We start from the raw sequence: 18,174 nt of genomic DNA, 5'->3' as shown, positions 1-18,174 counted from the left end.
CACCCATGGGTGCGGCGCGTGTGCTGATGGTCGAGGACGAGCCGGAGATCCGGCGTTTCGTGCGGATGGCGCTGCAGAGCGAGGGCCTGGAGGTCTTCGAGGCGGCGACGTTGCAGCGCGGCCTGATCGACTCGGCCACGCGCCGGCCCGAACTGGTGGTGCTCGACCTCGGCCTGCCCGACGGGGACGGGCTGGACTTCATCCGCGAGTTCCGCGGCTGGTCGAGCGCACCCATCCTGGTGCTGTCGGCGCGGGAGGGCGAGGACCGCAAGGTGCAGGCCCTGGATGCCGGTGCCGACGACTACCTCGTCAAGCCCTTCGGCGTGGCCGAGTTGCTGGCGCGGGTGCGGGTGCAGCTGCGCCGCCGTGGCGGCAGCCAGGACGGCGAGCCGGTGCTGAGCTTCGGCGACATCGTCATGGACCGCGCCCGGCGCGAGGTCAGCCGGGGCGGCCAGCGCCTGCACCTCACGCCCATCGAGTATCGGCTGCTGCAGGAGTTCTGCGGGGCGCCCGGCCGCGTGCTGACCCACCAGCACCTGCTGAAGGCGGTGTGGGGGCCGGACCATGTCGACGACCTCCACTACGTGCGGGTCCACATGGCCAATCTGCGCAAGAAGATCGAGGCCGACCCCAACCGCCCGCGCTGGCTGATCACCGAGGCCGGCGTGGGTTACCGGCTCAAATTGCACGACTGAGCCTGCGCTGCATCGCATCTTTATGCGATCTTGATACGGCCACCGGACACTGCGGCTTTCCTCCTCAGGAAAGCACCGCATGAACCGCGAGACCTCAAGGAGCGGCCTGGCCGCCCTCACGCTCGGAGCCATCGGCGTCGTCTACGGCGACATCGGCACCAGCCCCCTGTACACGCTCAAGGAAGTGTTCCTGCCGGCCACGGGCGTGGCGCTGAACACCCACAACCTCATCGGCGCGACCTCGGTGATCGTCTGGGCGCTGATGTTCGTCGTGACGCTCAAGTACGTCGTCCTCATCCTGCGCGCCGACAACCGTGGCGAAGGCGGCGCGCTGGCACTGACCGCGCTGGCGGCGCATGCCGTGCAGCAGCGGCCCCGGCTGCGCAACGCACTGCTGCTGCTGGGCCTGTTCGGGGCGACGCTGTTCTACGGCGACAGCGTCATCACGCCGGCCATCTCGGTGATGGGCGCGATCGAGGGCCTGGAGGTCGCGACGCCGACGCTCAAGCCCTATGTGCTGCCCATCTCGACGGCCATCCTGCTGGGCCTGTTCCTCGTGCAGCGCTTCGGGACGGCGGCCGTGGGCAAGGTGTTCGGTCCCGTCATCGTGCTGTGGTTCGCCGTGCTGGCGGCCAGCGGCGCCGCCCACATCGCCCAGCAGCCCGGCATCCTCGCGGCGCTCAATCCGCTGGAGGCCTGGGCCTTCCTGAGCCAGCGCGGCTGGCATCTGTTCGCCGCCGTCGGCGCCATCGTGCTAGCGCTGACCGGCGCCGAGGCCCTCTACGCCGACATGGGCCACTTCGGCGCCCGGCCCATCCGCCTGGCCTGGACGGGCCTCGTCTTTCCCGCCCTGGCCCTGAACTATCTCGGCCAGGGGGCGCTGCTGATGGGCGACGCGAGCGCCATCGAGAACCCCTTCTTCCGCCTCTTCCCGGGCGCGCTGGTGCTGCCCATGGTGGGCCTTGCGGCGCTGGCCGCGGTGATCGCGTCGCAAGCCGTCATCTCCGGCGCCTACTCGATGACCCGGCAGGCCGTCCTGCTGGGCTTCCTGCCCCGCATGGGCATGCGCCACACCTCCGCCAGCGAATCGGGCCAGATCTACGTGCCCGCCGTGAACTGGGCGCTGCTGGCCGGCGTCGTCGGCGCGGTGCTGGTGTTCGGCAGCTCGTCGGCGCTGGCGGGGGCCTACGGCATCGCGGTGACGCTGACCATGCTGATCACCACGGTGCTGACCTTCTTCGTCATCCGCGACGGCTGGGGTCTGCCGGCGCCTCTGGCCGTGGCCGCCACCACCTTCTTCCTGGCGGTGGACGCCCTGCTCGTGGCCGGCTGCGCCATCAAGTTCTTCGATGGCGGCTGGTTGCCGCTCGCCCTGGGCCTGGCGCTGTTCGTGCTGATGAGCACCTGGGCGCGGGGCCGCAAGCTGCTGATGGCGAGCCTGCGCAGCGACGGCCTGGAGCTGCTTCCCTTCATCGAGAGCCTGGCGCCCGACGAGGCGCACCGCGCCCGGCGCACCGCGGTCTACGCCGTGGCCGACCCGACGCTGGTGCCCCAGGCGCTGCTGCACAACCTCAAGCACAACCAGGTGCTGCACGAGACCAACGTCATCCTCAATGTCGCCTTCCACGACCATCCGGTGGTGGACGAGGCGGAGCGCGTGGAGGTCACGGCCCTGTCGCCGGGGTTCTGGCGCGTGCTCGTCCACTACGGCTTCATGGAGGAGCCCGACGTGCCGGCGGCGCTGGCGCTGTGCGGGCCCAAGGGCCTGGCCGTCCAGCCCTTCGAGACCAGCTACTTCCTCAGCCGCGAGACGGTCGTGCCCACGCCGGGCGGCGGCATGGCCAACTGGCGCGAACGCCTGTTCTCGGCCCTGAGCCGCAACTCCAGCGGCGTGGCGGGCTTCTTCAAGCTGCCGGACAACGCCGTGGTGGAGCTGGGAACGCGCGTGCAGATCTGACGCTGGGGGCGCCCGCCCGCGTCAGGCGCCGTCGCCGCGGGCGGCGCGCAGGCGCTCGGCGACGGCGGCGAACAGGTCCTCGCTCTTGAAGGGCTTGGCCAGCACGCGGTGCTGCGGGAACTGCGAGGCCAGCAGGGCGCGGTCCGCGTAGGCGGTGATGAAGAGGATGGGCAGCTCGGGCCGCAGGTGGCAGGTGCGCCGGGCGAGCTCCAGGCCCGACATGCCGGGCATGCCGTTCCTGCTCGCTGCTCAGCTCGCCGTCCACGCGGTCCAGCAGCAGCCGGGTCAGCGCGAGGATGGAGTTCAGCGGCGTGCGGAACTCGTGGCTCATGTGCGAGAGGAAACGCGACTTCATGTCGCTGACGACGCGCAGCTGCTCGGCCTTTTTGGTCGAGCTCCGAGTAAAGGGCCACGACGCCGCGGTTGGTCTCCTCCAGCTCGCGGCTGAGGCGGTCGGCCTCGAGCTGGCGTTCCTGCAGCTCGGCGAGGTTGTCGAGGAGGGCGCGGTCCTGCTCGCGCAGCGCCGCCAGCGCGTCGCCGCCGCCGCGGTCGAGCACCTGGGCGATGGCCTGCTCCACCGAGGCGGGCAGGCGGGGCGAGGCTTGCCAGTGCTGGCGCTGGGCCAGGCGCACCGCCGTGCCCGAGGCGGCGGACTGGATGTGGAACTCGTCGACCAGCCGCCGCGCACTGGCCAGGCCGGCGCCGCGGCCCGGCGCGAAGCTGCGCTGCCCGCTGAGCACGGCCTCCAGGTCGGCAATGCCGGGGCCGCGGTCCTGCACGGTCACGACGAAGCGGCCGGGCAGGACGTCGTCGTCCAGCTCCAGCAGTACCTCGCCGCCGCCGGCGTGGTTGCAGGCGTTGCGGGCGATCTCGGACACCGCCGTGGCGATGCGTGTCTGCCCCTGGCTGTCCAGCCCCAGCAGCTCGGCCACGCGCATGATCTTCTGCCGCGCCGAGGCGACGTCCTCGCCCGAGGCGACCGCCAGCTGGCCGAGCCGGCGCTTCACGGCTGCTCCAGCCGGGTGCCGACGACGGTGGTGTCGTCGCGCCCGCGCGCCTGGTCGCGGTAGAGCACGCCGGCCACCAGGGCTGGGTGGGCGCGCGCCAGGCCGGGATAGCCTTGCAGGCTCCAGTGCCCGCCCATGCCGTCGGTGTGCATGACGAGCAGGGACTGCGGGCCGAAGGGGTAGTCGAAGGCCTGGATCTTGCGCGCGTTGTGGCCGGCCGTGCCGTTGTGCGACACCATGCGCCGGGCCGAGCCGTCCGGCGCCACCACGGCGGCGGCGATGTTGCCCAGGCCCGCGAAGGCGATGGTGTGGCTGGCCCACTGCACGCGGGCTACGGCGACGGCGCCGCCGCGCGTGTGGCGCAGACCCAGATGCAGGCGAGCCACCAGCTCGGCCGGTGGCTCGCCGCCCCATTTGGCGAACAGGGCCAGGGCCTCGCGGGCCGCGACGGCCGCCTCGGTGCCGTGGCCGAGGCCGTCGACCATCATCAGCGTGCGCTGGGCGGCGCCTTCGTGGAGGGCCCAGCCGTCGCCGCAGGCGACCTCGCCGGGCTTGGTCACCATCACCGCGGCGGTCGTGTCGTCGGCCGCGTCGTCGGGGCCGACGTGGGCCTGCACGGCGCTGCCGCGGCCAGGCCAGCTGGCGATCTCGAAGCGCGAGGACAGGCGCCGTGCCGCGCCCAGGCCGTTGCCGGCCGTGCCGGCCGTCGAATAGCCGTCGGCCATGCAGGCCGCCACGTCGGGCATGCCTTTGCCGGTGTCCAGCGCCAGCAGGTCGACGCCGCTGCCGCTGGCCGACAGCAGCAGCCTCCCGCCGCCGCCGTGCTTGACGAGGTTGGACGCCAGCTCGGAGGCCACCAGCGCCACCTGGCCGGCGCCGACCTCGTCCATGCCCAGTCGGGCAGCCAGGGCCGCGGCCTCGCGCCGGGCGAGCGACACGGCGCTCGGGTCGGGCACGAGGACTTCGATGGAGTTAATTTCCAGCGCGCGATCATGATGCGCGTGCCCTGGCCCGGCGCGGAGTCGATGGCGAATTCGCTGGACAGCCGCTTGGCGCCGCCCAGGCCCAGGCCGTTGCCGGTGGTGAAGCCGTCGCGCAGCGCCTCGTCGATGTTGGGAATGCCCGGGCCGTTGTCGACGAAGGTCAGGCGCACGCCGCGACGCGGCGGCGGCATCAGCTCCGCCACCACATGGCCGCCGCCGCCGTAGTCCAGCGTGTTGCGGGCGATCTCGCTGGCCGCCGTGACGATCTTGGTCTGGTCGACCAGGCTCAGCCCGGCCTCGACGGCCAGGGTGCGCACCCGCTGCCGGACGCGCACCACGTCTTCCGAGGTCCGGATGGCGAGCTGTTCAGTCACCGTCGTCGTCGCCGGCAATCAGCTGCGGCCGGATCAGCGCCATGCCGCGGTCGACGTTCAGGGCCGTCTTGACGCCGTTGAGCGACAGGCCGAGTTCCACCAGCGTGATGGCCACGGCCGGCCGCATGCCGACGACGACCGTGTCGGCGTCGAGGATGCGGGAGACCGCCGCGATGTTGTCCAGCATGCGGCCCATGAAGCTGTCGACGATCTCCAGCGCCGAGATGTCGATCAGCACACCGCGGGCGTTGCATTCGACGATGCGGGAGGTGAGGTCTTCTTCCAGCGCGGTGGCGAGCTGGTCGTGCATGTCGACCTGGATGGTGACGAGCAGGGCGTTGCCCAGCTTGAGGATGGGAATGCGGTCCACGGCGTCAGGCCCGCGGCGTGGCGTCGGCCGCCTTGATGCGGGTCACGGTGCGGCCCTGCTTGGACAGGGCCAGCGCGAAGGCGTCCGCGAGCGTCGCCTTGGACACCACGGTCAGCTCCACGCCCAGGTGCACCATGGTCTGCGCGATCTGGGGGCGGATGCCGCTGATGATGCAGTCCGCCCCCATCAGCCGCGCGGCCGACACCGTCTTGAGCAGGTGCTGCGCCGTCAGCGTGTCCACGGTAGGCACGCCGGTGATGTCGATGATGGCGGTGGCCGCGCTCTGCTGCACGATGGCCTCGAGCAGGCTCTCCATGACGACCTGGGTGCGCTGGCTGTCCAGCGTGCCGATCAGCGGCAGGGCCAGGATGCCGTCCCAGAGCTTGATGACCGGCGTGGAGAGCTCGGCGATCTCCTGCTGCTGGCGCACGATGAGGCTTTCGCGCGTGCGCTGGTAGGCCTCCATCGTGAACAGGCCCAGGCTGTCGAGCAGCAGGCCGATGGCCAAGTCCGCCTCCAGCGCGTTGCCACCGGCCGGGGCGTGGCGCTGCAGCACGTCGAACAAGGGCTGCTTCAGCGAGAACACGAACACCGCCGTCTCGCGCGGCGAGAAGCCCTGGGTGGCGCGGCTGGCGGAAAGATCCTCCAGCTGCTCGCGCAGGCTGGCGAAGGCGGCGGAGTCGATCGTCGCCGCGCCGGCTTCCAGCGCGCCGCGCAGCTCCTTCAGGAAGCGGGTGCACTGGCCCTGCAGCTCGCCCTCGCGCAGGCGGTCGCCGGAAAATCCGACATCCGGGCGCAAGCGCTGCAGCCACTCTTTCAGGACTTCGGGTTCGTGGGCGGCAAGCACGGGAAGGATGACCTGGGTGGCGGCATCGGCCATGAGCGGATCCTTGCGGGGAGGGGTGGCCATTCAGGCACGCGACTAACCCGTTAGGTCCTTGCTGCCGGCTGCGTGAACCTAGGGGGTGGAACGCCGTTTGCCCCAATGGAGGCCCACGATCAACTTTGGGGGCAAGGAGGCGAGCATGGCAGACGTTGTGGACGTTCTGGTGGTGGATGACGACCCCGATGTGAGGGAGGTTTTGGGCCTGCTGCTGGAGGCCGACGGCTACCGCGTGCGGCGCGCCGCAGACGCGCAATCGGCGCTGGCTGCCATCGACGAGCAGCCGGCGATGTGCGTGCTGCTCGACCTGGAGATGCCCGGCATGCATGGCGTGGAGCTCGCCCGCGAGCTGCGGGCCCGCGAGGGTGCCAGCCTCGTGCTCATCTCCGTGACCGGCTGGCAGGACGCCAAGCAGCACGAGGCCGCCGAGCGCGCCGGCGTGGACTTCGTGCTCACCAAGCCCCTGGACCCGGCCAAGCTGCGCCTGATGCTTCCGCCTTTGGGCCCGGCTCCCGCGGCCAACGGGCGGGCCCCTGAAGCCTGACGCCCCGGTCGGCGGGCACAAGGCGCGGCGGGGTCGCGCGCAGCGGTGAGAATCGGCGCCTCATCGAATCGACCGGCGCAGCCGGCTCTGCGGAGACCCCGAATGAAGTCCTTGCGAATCGGCCTGGCCCTGGTATGCCTGGCCGCCGCGTTGGCGCCCGCCCAGGCGCAGACCGTCCACGCCCGCGCCGCCACCAAGGCCGCGCCGCGCCCGGCCCAGGTGGCGGCCGCCCCCGCCCGCCCCGTCGCCGTCCGCGCCCTGGGCGGCATCGAGGAGTACCGGCTGCCCAACGGCCTGCAGGTGCTGCTCTTTCCCGACTCAACGCAGACGACCACCACCGTCAACATCACCTACCGCGTCGGCAGCCGCCACGAGTCGCCGGGCGAATACGGCATGGCCCATCTGCTGGAGCACATGCTCTTCAAGGGCACGCCGCGGCAGACCGACATCCCCGGCGCGATGGCGCAGCGCGGCGTGCGCTTCAACGGCTCGACGACGGTGGACCGCACCAACTACTTCGCCTCGTTCAACGCCAACGCCGACACCCTGGCCTTCCTGCTCGACCTCGAGGCCGACCGGATGGTGAACAGCCGCGTCGCCAAGGCCGACCTCGACACCGAGATGACCGTCGTGCGCAACGAGTTCGAACGCGGCGAGAACCAGCCCTTCGCGGTGCTGGCCCAGCGCGTCAACGCCGCGGCCTTTGCCTGGCATCCCTATGGCCACGCCACCATCGGCCCGAAGAGCGACATCGAGAACGTGCCCATCGAGAAGCTGCAGGCCTTCTACAAGCGCTACTACCGGCCCGACAACGCCACGCTGCTGATCGCCGGCGCCTTCGACAAGGCCGCGGCCCTCGACCTGATCGCCAAGGACTTCGGCCCCGTGGCGCGGCCGGCCGAGCCCATGCCCCAGCCCTACACCGTCGAGCCGGCGCAGGACGGCGAGCGCACGGTCGTCGTGCGCCGCGTCGGCGGCCAGCCCATCCTGCTGGCGGCCTACCACGTGCCCGCCGTGACCCACCCGGACACGCCGGCCCTGATGGTCTACGGCCTCTTGATGAGCCTGCAGCCCAGCGGCCAGCTCTACAAGCAGCTGGTCGAGCCCAAGCTCGCCGTGGCGGCGGGCATCGGGGGCCTGGGCGGCGCCGACCCCGGCACCGCCAGCGCCTTCGCGGCCCTGCCACCGGGGGCCGACGTGGCCAAGGTCGAGACCCTGCTGCTGGACCTGGCCGAGGGCCGCGGCGCCAAGCCCTTCGACGAGAGCGAACTCGTGCGCGTGCGCGACATCGCCGTCAACAGCTATCGCCAGCAGATGAAGAACCCCGAGGCGCTGATCCAGCAGATCTCCGGCCTCATCGCCGCGGGCGACTGGCGGCTGCTCTTCCAGCTGATGGAGGACATCCCCAAGGTGACGCTGGCCGACGTGGAGCGGGTGCGCGCGGCCTATTTCCGGCCCGCCAACCGCACGCTGGGCCGCTACCTGCCTGCCGACGCCGTCGAGCGGGTCGCCATCCCGGCCGCACCGCCGCTGGATCAGCGGCTGGCCGGGCTGAAGGGCCCGCCGCAGGTGGAGGAGGGCGAGCAGCTGGAACCGGTGCCGGCGGTGCTGGAGTCGCGCATGAGCCGCACCACCCTGCCCAGCGGCATCTCGCTGCACACACTGCGCCGGCAGACGCGCGGCAACTCGGTGGTGATGCAGATGCAGCTGCGCTGGGGCGAGCGCGACGCCACCTTCGCCCGCAATGGCACCGGCATGGTCGGCCAACTGATGAGCGAGGGCAGCGCGGGCTACGACAAGCAGCAGCTGCAGGACGCTCTCATCAAGCTGCGGGCGGGGCTCAACATCGTCAGCTACGACCAGGGCGCCACCATCTTCCTCAGTGCCGAGCGCGACACCCTGCTGCCGGCCCTGCGCGTGGTGGCCGACACGCTGCGCCGGCCGCAGCTGCCCCAGGACGCCTTCGAGCGCGAGATCAAGGCGGCGATCGCCGGCATCGAGGCGTCGCGCCAGGAGCCGTCGGTGCTGCGCCAGGAGGCCACGCGCGGCCACTACAACCGCGCCCGCGGCGTGAGCCTGGGCCACCCGGACTACGTCATGGGCGTGGACGAGCGCATCGCCAACCTCAAGGCGACGACGCTCGACGACGTGCGGCGCTTCCATGCGGACTACTGGAGCGCCAACGACGCGCAGCTCAGCGTCGTGGGCGCCTTGCCGGACGGCCTGGGCGCCGAGGTCGAGAAGCTCTTCGGCGACTGGAAGAAGCCCTCGGCCCCGGCCTATGTGCGCTACATCCCCCACCACGTCGACATCCCGCCGGCGCGCTTCGACGCCATCGCCCGCGACAAGGCCAACGCCATCCTGCGCCTGCACGAGGCCCTGCCGCTGAACAGCGAGGACGCCGACTACCCCGCCCTGGAGCTGGCCGTACACATCTTCGGCGGCGGCGGGCTGGAGAGCCGGTTGTCCGAGCGCGTGCGCCAGAAGGAGGGCCTGACCTACGGCATCGGCGCCAGCCTGTCGGCCGGCTTCTGGGGCGACGACGGCAACTTCGCCATCCAGGCCAGCTATGCGCCCGACCGGCGCGAGCGCGTCATCGCCGTCGTCAAGGAGGAGCTGGCCCGCATGTCGGCCGAGGGTGTGACGGCCGCGGAGCTGGCGCGGGCCAAGAAAGACATCCTCGAAGGCCGCAAGCAGGGCCGCGCCGACCCCGGCGCCCTGGCCGGCGGCCTCAGCACCCTGGCCGAGCGCGGCGAGACCTGGGCCGCCGCCCAGGCACGTGACGACAAGCTCGCCGCCGTCACCGTCGAGCAGGCCAACGCCGCCTGGCGCCGGCACATCGATCCGGGGCGCTTCGTCATCTCGACGGCAGGGGATTTCAAGACACCTTGACGCGCCGCGGCGCTAGAGTCGTCCATCGTCCATCGCCCTTCGATCAGGAGACCCGCATGAAGATCGAGCCCTACCTCTTCTTCGACGGCCGTTGCGAGGAGGCCATCGGCTTCTACAGCCGGGCCCTCGGCGCCAAGGTGGAGTTCATGATGCGCTACGCCGAAAGCCCCGAGCCGCCGCCCCCCGGCATGCTGCCGCCCGGCTCGGAGCAGAAGATCATGCATGCCTCGCTGCACATCGGCGGCGCCCTGGTGATGATGTCCGACGGCATGTGCGGCGGCGACACCGCCTTCAAGGGCTTCTCGCTGTCGCTGGACTGCCCGGACGCGGACATCGCCCGCGAGGCCTTCGCCGCGCTGTCCGTGGGCGGCCAGGTGACCATGCCCCTGGGCAAGACCTTCTGGGCGCCCCTGTTCGGCATGGTGACCGACCGTTTCGGCGTGGGCTGGATGGTGGGCGTGTCGGCCGACGCGGCGTGACCGGCGCGCCGCGCCTGCCCGCGCACCTGCGGGCCGACTGCTCGGCCTGCGTGGCGCTGTGCTGCGTCACGCCGCCCTTCGACGCCGTGCAGGGCTTCGGCTTCGACAAGCCGGCCGAGACGCCCTGCCGCCACCTCTGCGCTGACCACCGCTGCGGCGTCCATGCCGACCTGATCGGACTCGGTTTTGCCGGCTGCGTCGCCTTCGACTGCCTCGGCGCGGGCCAGCGCCTGACCGCGCAGGCGGTCGAGCGCTTCGGCAGCGCCGACTGGCGCGGGCGGCCGGAGGTGGCGCGCTGGCTGTTCGCGGCCTATCCGCGGGTGCGGCTGGCCCAGGAGTGGCTGGCCCGTTTGACTCTGGCCGCCGACCTGACGGACGCAGCGCCGCTGCGGGCGCTGGCCGCCGAGCTGGAAGCCTCGGCCCCGCACTGGCCCGAGTGGACGGCGGCGGAGCAGGGCGCCTGGCAAGCCCGTGTCGGCGCGGCCCTGGCGCCGCTGGCCGAGAATCGGGCCTCGACGAATTGACGAAAGACCTGGAATGAGTGAGAGGGCGTCCTCCATGCTGGCGACCGCCGGCTCCGCGGCCATGCCGCGCCGCCGGCTGCGGGCCATCCATGGGGTGGCCGTGCTGGCTGCCTTGGTGGCCGCGGGCAGCGTGTTCGGCCTGTTCAACCGCTTCGGCGTCGTCGACGGCCCCGGCCGTGCGGAGCGGCAGCTGATCGCCACCGTGGATCTGCGCATCGGCAACCCGGCCGTCGCCGCCGAGCGGGGCGAGGCCAAGGCCCGCGCCGACCTCGAGGCCGGCCTGCTGCAAGTGCGGTCCTTCGCTGCCGAGGCGCCCAAGGACGCGGACGTGGCGGCCCGCCTCAAGCGCTGGAAGCAGCGCTACGGCATCGAATGGGTCGTCAAGACCGACGAGGCGACGCCCCTGGCCCAGGCCTTCGCCGACGGCTACAACCGCGTCATGCGCGCGGAGATCGAACGCCGCCATGGCCACGAAGTGGCGCAGCGCCTGCAGCGCGAACTGGACGAAGCCTCGGCACGGGCGGCCAGCCTGGCCAGCTCCAAGGAGACCTCATGAAACTCATCGGCATGCTCGACTCGCCCTATGTGCGCCGCGTCGCCATCACGATGCGCGTGCTCGGCCTGCCCTTCGAGCACGCGGCGATCTCGGTCTTCCGCGGCTTCGACGAATTCCGGCGCATCAATCCCGTCGTCAAGGCGCCGACCCTGGTCTGCGACGACGGCACGCGGCTGATGGACTCCAGCCTGATGCTGCAGTACGTGGAGGCGCTCGCCGGCCGCAGCCTGCTGCCAAGCGAGCCGGCCGCGCTGCTGCACGAACTGCGCCTCATGGGCCTGGCCCTGGCGGCCTGCGAGAAGACGGCCCAGATCGTCTACGAGCGCGGCCTGCGGCCCGCCGAGAAGCGCCACGAGCCCTGGGTCCAGCGCGTCAGCGGCCAGCTCGACGCGGCCTACCGCGAATTGGACGACGAGCTGGCAGCCCGGCCGCTGGAGGTGTCCGAGACCCGCCTCGGCCAGGCCGCCATCACCGTGGGCGTGGCCTGGACCTTCACGCAGCTGCTGCTGCCCGAGGTGGTGGCGGCGGACGGCTTCCCGCGGCTCGTCGCCCATGCCGCGGCGACCGAGGCCCTGCCGGTCTTCCGCGCCATCCCCTGCGACGACGGCGTGCAACTGGGCTGATGGCCAAGCACCCTCCCCAGACCGTCTACGTCTTCCAGGGCGGCGGGGCCCTGGGCGCCTATCAGGGCGGCTTCGTCGAGGCCCTTCAGGATGCCGAGCTGCCGCCCGACTGGCTGGTCGGCACCTCCATCGGCGCCATCAACGCGACGCTGATGGCCGGCAATGCGCCGGCCGAGCGCGTGGCGGCCCTGCGCGAGTTCTGGCGCCGCGTGACCCGGCCGAGCTGGTCATCCCAAGTCCCGGCCAGCCCCTGGACCGCTTGGTGGCAGCAGGGCCTGCAGACCTGGCAGACGCTGACCGCCGGCGTGCCGGGCTTCTTCAAGCCGCGCGGCCCGCAGTCCTGGGACATGAACCGCCGGGCGCCCGTCGGCGAACTCGGCTTCTACGACACCACGCCGCTGGCCGACACGCTGCGTGAGTTGGTCGACTTCGACCGCATCGCCGCCGGCCAGACGCGGCTGACGCTGTGCGCCGTCAACGTGAGCTCGGGGGCGCTGGCCCTCTTCGACAACCGCGACGGCCACACCCGCATCGGCCCCGAGCACGTGATGGCCAGCGGCGCCCTGCCGCCCGGCTTCGCGCCCGTGGTCATCGGCGGCGAGGCCTACTGGGATGGCGGCATCTACTCCAACACGCCGCTGGACGTGGTGCTGGACGACGCCGAACGCAAGGACACCCTGTGCTTCATGGTCGATCTCTGGGACGCCAGCGAGAGCGCGCCCCACACCATGGCCCAGGCGCTGACGCGCTACAAGGACATCCAGTACGCCAGCCGCATCTTCGAGCACCTGGACGACCACGAGCGGCTGCAGAACGTGCGCCGCGCCGTGCGCCTGCTCGGCCGCCGCCTGGATGAGAAGACGGCCGCCGACCCGGCCGTGAAGGCCCTGCTGGCCCTGGGCTGCGACTCGCGCATCGACATCGTCCACCTCGTCATGCAGGCCCTGCCGGGCGAGGACTCCTGGCGCGACATCGACTTCAGCGACACCCGGCTGCGGGCGCGCTGGGCGGCGGGCCTGCGCGATGGCCGCCGCGTGCTCGAGCGCGCGGCCTGGCGCGACCCCATGCACGAGCGCGTCGGCATGCGGGTGCACACGCTGGAGGGCCAGGCCTGATGGACGTGATCCGCGCGCTGCGGGACTACAACGCCGGCCGCGACCCCGAGCGGCTGCACATGAAGTTCGCCAAGATGCGCAGGAGCCCCTTCGTCTTCCTGCGCGGGGCGGCCCATCTCTTCCATGCCCGGCTCAGGCGCGGAGCCCTCAAGCCGGCCCCCGTGGCCTGGTGCTGCGGCGACATGCACCTGGAGAACTTCGGCAGCTATCAGGGCGCCAACGGCCTGGCCTATTTCGACATCAACGACTTCGACGAGTCCGCCCTCGCGCCGGCCAGCGCCGACCCCCTGCACCTGCTGACCAGCCTGTGGCTGGCGGCCGACGAACTGGGCCTGGACGAGGGCGATGCCCAGGGCTTCGCCCGCGCGACGCTGGACGCCTATGCCGACGCCATGGCCGGCGGCAAGGCCTACTGGCTGGAGCGCGATACGGCCGATGGCCCGGTGCGCCTGCTGCTCGACCAGGTCGCCACGCGCGAGCAGGCCGGCCTGCTGGAGCGCCGCTGCCAGGGCCGGGGCCGGCGGCTGCGCCTGCGCGTGGACGGCCGCCACGCCCTGCCGGCCAGCGCCGTGCAGCAGGACAGCGTGCGCGCCTTCATGGCCGAGTTCGCCGCCGCTCGGCAGGACGAAACCGGCTTCTTCGAGGTGCTGGATGCGGCCCGCCGCGTGGCTGGCACCGGCAGCCTGGGCCTGGACCGTTATGTGGTGCTGGTGCGTGGCGACGGCGGCGCGGGCGGCGCCCATCTGCTGGACCTCAAGCCGGCGCGGGCCTCGACGCTGGCGCCCATCGCCGGCTGCCGCCAGCCGCCGCTGGGCGACGAGGCCCAGCGCGAGGTGGCCGTGCAGCAGCGCATGCAGGCCGTCAGCATGGGCTTGCTGCAGCCGGTGCGCTGGGCGGGCCGGCCCTATGTGCTGCGCGCCCTGCAGCCCGGCGAGGACCGGCTGGACCTCGGCGCGCTGGACCGGCGCGCCGGCGGCAGCCTGGCCCACAGCCTGCTGACCATGGGGCGGCTGATGGCCTGGGCGCAGCTGCGTTCGGCGGGGCGGCAGGGTTCGGAGCCGGCCGATGCGCTGATCGACTTCGGCCGCCGCGGCCAGGGCCCGGGCAAATGGCGCGACCGCCTCGTGCAGGCCTCGCGCGACATGGCCGGCCAGGTGCGGAAGGACGCCGCCGTGTTCAACGAGGCCTGGGATGACGGTGTGCTGGCGGCCTGAAGTGCAAGCCAAACAAAGCCACAGAGGCACAGAGACACAGAGGCAGCGGGATGCAGGTCTCTCTGTGTCTCTGTGCCTCTGTGGCTGTGTTCTCTTGTCGCACGTCGCTTCGTGTTTCATGCGCCCTGAGTGCCGCATCAGCGGCATGGGCCACTGAAGGAATGATGCGCGCCGACCTGGCCGCCGGACTGTGCGTGGCCGGCCTGCTGTTGCCCGAGGCCGTGGCCTATGCCGGGCTGGCCGGTGCGCCCGTGTCGCACGGCTTCGCCGCCGTGCTCGTCGGCCTCGCCGCCTATGCGCTGCTGGGCCGCAGCCGGGACGCCATCGTGGCGCCCACCTCCTCCAGCGCCAGCCTGGCCGCGGCGGCCGCGGCCGGCCTGGCCGGCATCGGCCATGCGGACGCCCTGATCGCACTGACCCTGGCCACCGGCGCCGTGCTGCTGGTGCTGGCGGCGGCGCGCCAGGGCCAGCTGTCGGCCTTCGTCTCGCGGCCGGTGCTGCGGGGCTTCGCCTTCGCCCTGGCGCTGACCATCGTGATCCGCCAGCTGCCCGACGTGCTGGGCCTGCCGCCGCCACCGGCCCTCGACCCGCTGCGGCTGCTCGGCTGGGTGCTTGCCCGCGCGGATGACTGGCAGGGCCTGAGCCTGCTGGTGGCCGGGGCCAGCGGCGCGTTGATCGCGCTGCTGCGGCGCCGGCCCGCCTGGCCCGCCTCGCTGATTGCGCTGGCCGTGGCCATCGCCGCGACGCGCTGGCTGGACCTGCCGGCCCGCGGCCTGGCCGTCGTCGGTGCCGTGGTGCCGCCGTCGTTCTCGCCCCACCTGCCCAGCCTGTCGAGGGACGCCTGGCTGCGGGTGGCGGAGTTGTCCGTCGGCCTCGTGGTGCTGCTGTTCGCCGAGTCCTGGGGCAGCATGCGCTCCCTGGCCCTCAGGCGCGGCGATGCGCTGAATGCCGACCGCGAGCTGTTCGCGCTCGGTGCCGCCAACCTGGCCAGCGGCCTGCTGCAGGGCATGCCGGTGGGCGCGGGCTTCTCGGCGAGCGCCGCCAACCACGGCGCCGGGGCGCAGAGCCGGCGTGCGGGGCTGGTGGCCTGCCTGGTCGTCGCCCTGGCGATCGCCGTGGCCTTGCCGGCCTTGCAGTGGCTGCCGCGGCCGGTGCTGGGCGTGGCGGTCATCGCGGCGCTGTGGCATGCGCTCTCGCCGCGCCCGCTGGCGGCGACGTGGCGGCTGGGGCGCGACCGCCTCCTCGTCGTGGGCGCCGTGGTGGCGGTGCTGGCCCTGGGCCTGCTGCACGGCATGCTGGCGGCGGTGGCGCTGTCCATCGTCGAGGCGCTGAGGCGCTTCAGCCAGCCGGTGCTGCACGAGCTGGCCGCGTTGCCGGGCACGCGCAACTTCGTCAACCGCATCGACCATCCCGAGGCCGAGGTGGTGGCCGGCGCCCTCATCCTGCGCCCGCAGGAGCCGCTGTTCTTCGCCAGTGCCGAGCGTGTGGTGGCCGAGGCCGCGGCAAGGCTGTCCGCCAGCGGCGCCGGCACGCTGGTGCTGAGCCTGGAGGAGAGTGGCGACCTGGACAGCACGGCCTTCGAATGTCTGCTGGAGCTGGACCTGCGCCTGGCCGGGCGCGGTCAGCGGCTGCTGCTGGCCCGCGTCAAGGAGCCGGTCCGCGCCTTGTTGCAGGCCAGCGCTCCCGCGGGCCTGGGCCGCGAGGAGAGGCTGTTCTGGAGCGTCGCGGACGCCGCCGCCGCCGTCACTTCGACGCCAGCGCGTTGAGCTTCTCGACCGTCGCCCAGTTGCGCGTGGTGCCGCCGTCGCCCAGCTTCTTGAGCAGTTGCACGCCGGCCTTGCTCTCCAGGATGCCCTGGGCGCACCAGAGGTAGGCCGCGTGCGGGGTGACGACGAAGCGCTCGCCGCCCGCCGTGACGATGCCCTCGGCGGCCTTGAGCGTGGCCGCATCGGCGGCGACCGCGACGAGCAGGCGGCTCGGGTCGTCGGCCTCGGGGACGGGCTGCTCGGCGGCGATGGCGGCCCATTCCTCGGCCGTCTTGAGCACGACGCCGGCGTCGACGCCGAGGCGCTCGGCGACGGCCCGGCGGAGCTTGTCGGCGGAGAGCTTCCTGCCGACGTCGAAGACGGCGTTGCCGCTGTTCAGCAGCGTGGACACGTTGGTCGCGCCGAGTTCGGCGAGCAGGGCCTTGAGGTCGGCCATGGCGATGCGCTTGGCCTTGCCGACGTTGATGCCGCGCCAGAGGGCGATGAGGCGCATGGTCAGGGCTCCTGGGGACGGGTGTGGACGAGGCGCCCGCCCACCCAGGTCTGCAGCACCCGGGTCTTGAGCAGGGCGGCGGGCGAGGAGGTGAGCGGGTCGCGGTCGACGAGGATGAAATCGGCCCGATGGCCGGGCGTGAGCGAGCCGACGTCCTGCTCGGCATGGCCCGCGTAGGCGGCGCCGCGGGTGAAGCAGTCCAGGGCCTGCACCGGCGTGAGGGCCTGCTGGCGATACCAGCCGCCCACCGGCCGGCCCTCGGCGTCCTCGCGCGTGACGGCCGCATACAGGCCCGCCCAGGGACTGGGCTCCTCGACGGGGAAGTCCGAGCCGCAAGCCAGGCGCGCGCCGCTCCGGAGCAGCCGCTGCCAGGCGTAGGCGCCCTGGATGCGCTGGGGGCCGACGCGGTCCTCGGCCATGTTCATGTCCGAGGTGGCGTGCGTGGGCTGCACGGAGGCGATGACGCCGTCGCGAGCCAGGCGGGGGATGTCCGCCAGCGCGATCACCTGGGCATGCTCGATGCGGTGGCGCAGCTCCGTGCTGCGCGCGCCCATTTCGCGGCGCAGCGCCTCGAAGCCGGCCAGCACCTGGCGGTTGGCCGCGTCGCCGATGGCATGCACGTTGACCTGGAAGCCCGCCCGAGCGGCGGCGCGCATCTGGGCCTGCAGTTCGGCGTCGCCGTGGAAGAGCAGGCCGCGGGTGGCCGGCGCGTCGCTGTAGGGGTCGATCAGGGCGGCGCCGCGGCTGCCCAGGGCGCCGTCGGCGAACAGCTTGACCGCGCGCAGGCTGTAGTGGCCGGGTTCCGGCCCGGCGGCATCCTTCAGCGGGCCTTCGGCGCGCAGCCGCGCCATGAAGGCGGCATCGCTGCCGCGGGCCATGCCGTAGAGGCGGATCTTGAGCTGGCCGGCCGCGACGCGCCGGCGCAGCAGTTGATCGGCGGCGGCCGAGATGCCGGCATCGTGCACGCTGGTGAGGCCCAGGGCGAGCAGCTCGGCTTCGGCGGTGTCGAGATTGGCGGCCATCTCGGCCGCGTCCTCGGCCGGCACCAGGCGCTCGACCAGGTCCATGGCCGCGTCGACGAGCACGCCGGTGGGCTCGCCCGCCGCATCGCGCTCGATGCGACCGCCGCCGGGGTCGGGCGTGTCGCGCGTGATGCCGGCCAGCCGCAGGGCGCGGCTGTTGGCCCAGCCGGCATGGCCGTCGACGCGGCTGAGCCAGACGGGGCGCGCGCTTTCGGCCGAGTCGAGTTCGGCGGCGGTCGGGAAGCGGCCGAGCTTCCACGCGGCCTGGTTCCAGCCGCCGCCCGTGATCCACGCCGCATCGGGGCGGGCGGCGGCGTGGGCCTTGACGGCGGCCAGCGCCGCGGCGAGGTCGGGGGTGTCGCGCAACTGCAGGCTGCGCCGCGCCGCGCCCAGGGCGAGCACGTGGCCGTGGGCGTCGATGAGGCCGGGCATCAGCACCTGCCCACCCGCGTCGACGCGCCGCGCGTCGCCGGCCTTGGCCGCGACCTCGGCCATGCGGCCGATGGCCTGCACGCGGCCGTCGGAACCGACGCTCATGGCGTCGAAGCGCAGGACGCGGCCCCTCTCGTCGAGCGTCAGGCCACGTGCGTTGTGGACGAGCAGGGCCTCGGCGGAAACGGCGCCGCCGCCGAGGGCGAGCAGGACGATGGCAATGAGTCTTGGCGTTCGCATGCCGG

The 18,174-nt window shown here is 72.6% G+C and carries 17 protein-coding genes and 3 pseudogenes; 11 read left to right on the top strand and 9 right to left on the bottom strand.

Annotated elements, in window-relative coordinates; genetic code table 11:
* The first annotated feature begins 5 nt into the window (after window positions 1-5).
* Together LXT12_RS00535 and LXT12_RS00530 are read left to right on the top strand one after the other, a co-directional pair.
* A complete protein-coding gene (locus LXT12_RS00535; RefSeq protein ID WP_233388421.1) occupies window positions 6-695 on the top strand; it encodes a response regulator in 690 nt (229 codons plus the stop codon).
* A 79-nt stretch (window positions 696-774) separates the two neighbouring features.
* Complete coding sequence (locus LXT12_RS00530) at window positions 775-2,652, top strand: potassium transporter Kup (RefSeq protein ID WP_233388419.1); 1,878 nt, start codon at window positions 775-777, stop codon at window positions 2,650-2,652.
* A 21-nt stretch (window positions 2,653-2,673) separates the two neighbouring features.
* Here LXT12_RS00530 and LXT12_RS00525 read toward each other — a convergent pair whose 3' ends face one another.
* The 7 genes and pseudogenes from LXT12_RS00525 to LXT12_RS00495 all read right to left on the bottom strand — a co-directional run bounded on the left by LXT12_RS00525 (window position 2,674) and on the right by LXT12_RS00495 (window position 6,266).
* Window positions 2,674-2,883: a response regulator gene (locus LXT12_RS00525; protein ID WP_233388417.1), complete on the bottom strand. Its 210-nt coding sequence runs from the start codon at window positions 2,881-2,883 to the stop codon at window positions 2,674-2,676.
* Between the two features lie 52 nt (window positions 2,884-2,935).
* Window positions 2,936-2,983, bottom strand: a pseudogene (locus LXT12_RS00520) (hypothetical protein); the annotation flags it as partial.
* Window positions 2,984-3,335: 352 nt separating this feature from the next.
* Window positions 3,336-3,590: pseudogene (locus LXT12_RS27105) on the bottom strand (ATP-binding protein); the annotation flags it as partial.
* A gap of 65 nt (window positions 3,591-3,655) precedes the next feature.
* The gene (locus tag LXT12_RS27005; protein WP_233388413.1) at window positions 3,656-4,615 is read right to left on the bottom strand and encodes a SpoIIE family protein phosphatase; all 960 of its coding nucleotides are present in this window, start codon (window positions 4,613-4,615) and stop codon (window positions 3,656-3,658) included.
* Between the two features lie 29 nt (window positions 4,616-4,644).
* Window positions 4,645-4,959: pseudogene (locus tag LXT12_RS00505) on the bottom strand (ATP-binding protein); the annotation flags it as partial.
* A 49-nt stretch (window positions 4,960-5,008) separates the two neighbouring features.
* A complete protein-coding gene (locus LXT12_RS00500) occupies window positions 5,009-5,386 on the bottom strand; it encodes an STAS domain-containing protein (RefSeq protein ID WP_233388411.1) in 378 nt (125 codons plus the stop codon).
* Window positions 5,387-5,390: 4 nt separating this feature from the next.
* Window positions 5,391-6,266: an STAS domain-containing protein gene (locus tag LXT12_RS00495; RefSeq protein WP_233388409.1), complete on the bottom strand. Its 876-nt coding sequence runs from the start codon at window positions 6,264-6,266 to the stop codon at window positions 5,391-5,393.
* Window positions 6,267-6,411: 145 nt separating this feature from the next.
* On the opposite strand from LXT12_RS00495, the gene LXT12_RS00490 reads away from it, so the two are divergent.
* From LXT12_RS00490 to LXT12_RS00450, 9 genes are all read left to right on the top strand, one after another.
* The gene (locus LXT12_RS00490; RefSeq protein WP_233388406.1) at window positions 6,412-6,813 is read left to right on the top strand and encodes a response regulator; all 402 of its coding nucleotides are present in this window, start codon (window positions 6,412-6,414) and stop codon (window positions 6,811-6,813) included.
* A gap of 102 nt (window positions 6,814-6,915) precedes the next feature.
* Window positions 6,916-9,705, top strand: coding sequence for a M16 family metallopeptidase (locus LXT12_RS00485; protein WP_233388404.1), 2,790 nt, complete (start codon window positions 6,916-6,918; stop codon window positions 9,703-9,705).
* Window positions 9,706-9,761: 56 nt separating this feature from the next.
* Window positions 9,762-10,184, top strand: coding sequence for a VOC family protein (locus tag LXT12_RS00480; protein ID WP_233388402.1), 423 nt, complete (start codon window positions 9,762-9,764; stop codon window positions 10,182-10,184).
* Window positions 10,181-10,708 carry a hypothetical protein gene (locus LXT12_RS00475; protein ID WP_233388400.1) on the top strand — a complete coding sequence of 176 codons (528 nt, stop codon included), beginning with the start codon at window positions 10,181-10,183 and terminating at the stop codon, window positions 10,706-10,708. The genes LXT12_RS00480 and LXT12_RS00475 overlap by 4 nt, the downstream gene beginning before the upstream one ends.
* Before the next feature lie 34 nt (window positions 10,709-10,742).
* The gene (locus LXT12_RS00470) at window positions 10,743-11,264 is read left to right on the top strand and encodes a hypothetical protein (protein WP_233388398.1); all 522 of its coding nucleotides are present in this window, start codon (window positions 10,743-10,745) and stop codon (window positions 11,262-11,264) included.
* Window positions 11,261-11,887: a glutathione S-transferase gene (locus tag LXT12_RS00465; RefSeq protein WP_233388396.1), complete on the top strand. Its 627-nt coding sequence runs from the start codon at window positions 11,261-11,263 to the stop codon at window positions 11,885-11,887. Before LXT12_RS00470 ends, LXT12_RS00465 begins: the two co-directional genes overlap by 4 nt.
* Window positions 11,887-13,002 carry a patatin-like phospholipase family protein gene (locus LXT12_RS00460; RefSeq protein WP_233388394.1) on the top strand — a complete coding sequence of 372 codons (1,116 nt, stop codon included), beginning with the start codon at window positions 11,887-11,889 and terminating at the stop codon, window positions 13,000-13,002. The genes LXT12_RS00465 and LXT12_RS00460 overlap by 1 nt, the downstream gene beginning before the upstream one ends.
* Complete coding sequence (locus tag LXT12_RS00455; RefSeq protein ID WP_233388392.1) at window positions 13,002-14,216, top strand: DUF2252 domain-containing protein; 1,215 nt, start codon at window positions 13,002-13,004, stop codon at window positions 14,214-14,216. The genes LXT12_RS00460 and LXT12_RS00455 overlap by 1 nt, the downstream gene beginning before the upstream one ends.
* Before the next feature lie 161 nt (window positions 14,217-14,377).
* On the top strand, window positions 14,378-15,982 hold the full coding sequence (locus LXT12_RS00450; RefSeq protein ID WP_233388390.1) for a SulP family inorganic anion transporter: 1,605 nt from the start codon (window positions 14,378-14,380) through the stop codon (window positions 15,980-15,982).
* On the opposite strand, the gene LXT12_RS00445 is transcribed toward LXT12_RS00450, so the two are convergent.
* Entirely contained in the window at window positions 15,960-16,475 is a 516-nt protein-coding gene (locus LXT12_RS00445; protein WP_233388388.1) for a DUF1697 domain-containing protein, read from the bottom strand. The genes LXT12_RS00450 and LXT12_RS00445 overlap by 23 nt on opposite strands.
* A gap of 2 nt (window positions 16,476-16,477) precedes the next feature.
* Window positions 16,478-18,169, bottom strand: coding sequence for an amidohydrolase (locus LXT12_RS00440; protein WP_233388387.1), 1,692 nt, complete (start codon window positions 18,167-18,169; stop codon window positions 16,478-16,480).
* Window positions 18,170-18,174 lie beyond the last annotated feature (5 nt).

It is taken from the genome of Pelomonas caseinilytica, assembly GCF_021353235.1.
GTDB classification, from domain to species: Bacteria; Pseudomonadota; Gammaproteobacteria; order Burkholderiales; family Burkholderiaceae_C; genus Pelomonas; species Pelomonas caseinilytica.
This window is presented reverse-complemented; position numbering and strand designations above follow the sequence as displayed.

Excerpts from the sequence above, each read along its gene's own strand:
- LXT12_RS00535 (WP_233388421.1), top strand. The coding sequence starts at position 6 with ATGGGTGCGGCGCGTGTGCTGATGGTCGAGGACGAGCCGGAGATCCGG.
- LXT12_RS00530 (WP_233388419.1), top strand. The coding sequence starts at position 775 with ATGAACCGCGAGACCTCAAGGAGCGGCCTGGCCGCCCTCACGCTCGGA.
- LXT12_RS00525 (WP_233388417.1), bottom strand. The coding sequence starts at position 2,883 with ATGCCCGGCATGTCGGGCCTGGAGCTCGCCCGGCGCACCTGCCACCTG.
- LXT12_RS00495 (WP_233388409.1), bottom strand. The coding sequence starts at position 6,266 with ATGGCCGATGCCGCCACCCAGGTCATCCTTCCCGTGCTTGCCGCCCAC.
- LXT12_RS00490 (WP_233388406.1), top strand. The coding sequence starts at position 6,412 with ATGGCAGACGTTGTGGACGTTCTGGTGGTGGATGACGACCCCGATGTG.
- LXT12_RS00485 (WP_233388404.1), top strand. The coding sequence starts at position 6,916 with ATGAAGTCCTTGCGAATCGGCCTGGCCCTGGTATGCCTGGCCGCCGCG.
- LXT12_RS00480 (WP_233388402.1), top strand. The coding sequence starts at position 9,762 with ATGAAGATCGAGCCCTACCTCTTCTTCGACGGCCGTTGCGAGGAGGCC.
- LXT12_RS00470 (WP_233388398.1), top strand. The coding sequence starts at position 10,743 with ATGCTGGCGACCGCCGGCTCCGCGGCCATGCCGCGCCGCCGGCTGCGG.
- LXT12_RS00465 (WP_233388396.1), top strand. The coding sequence starts at position 11,261 with ATGAAACTCATCGGCATGCTCGACTCGCCCTATGTGCGCCGCGTCGCC.
- LXT12_RS00460 (WP_233388394.1), top strand. The coding sequence starts at position 11,887 with ATGGCCAAGCACCCTCCCCAGACCGTCTACGTCTTCCAGGGCGGCGGG.
- LXT12_RS00455 (WP_233388392.1), top strand. The coding sequence starts at position 13,002 with ATGGACGTGATCCGCGCGCTGCGGGACTACAACGCCGGCCGCGACCCC.
- LXT12_RS00450 (WP_233388390.1), top strand. The coding sequence starts at position 14,378 with ATGATGCGCGCCGACCTGGCCGCCGGACTGTGCGTGGCCGGCCTGCTG.
- LXT12_RS00445 (WP_233388388.1), bottom strand. The coding sequence starts at position 16,475 with ATGCGCCTCATCGCCCTCTGGCGCGGCATCAACGTCGGCAAGGCCAAG.
- LXT12_RS00440 (WP_233388387.1), bottom strand. The coding sequence starts at position 18,169 with ATGCGAACGCCAAGACTCATTGCCATCGTCCTGCTCGCCCTCGGCGGC.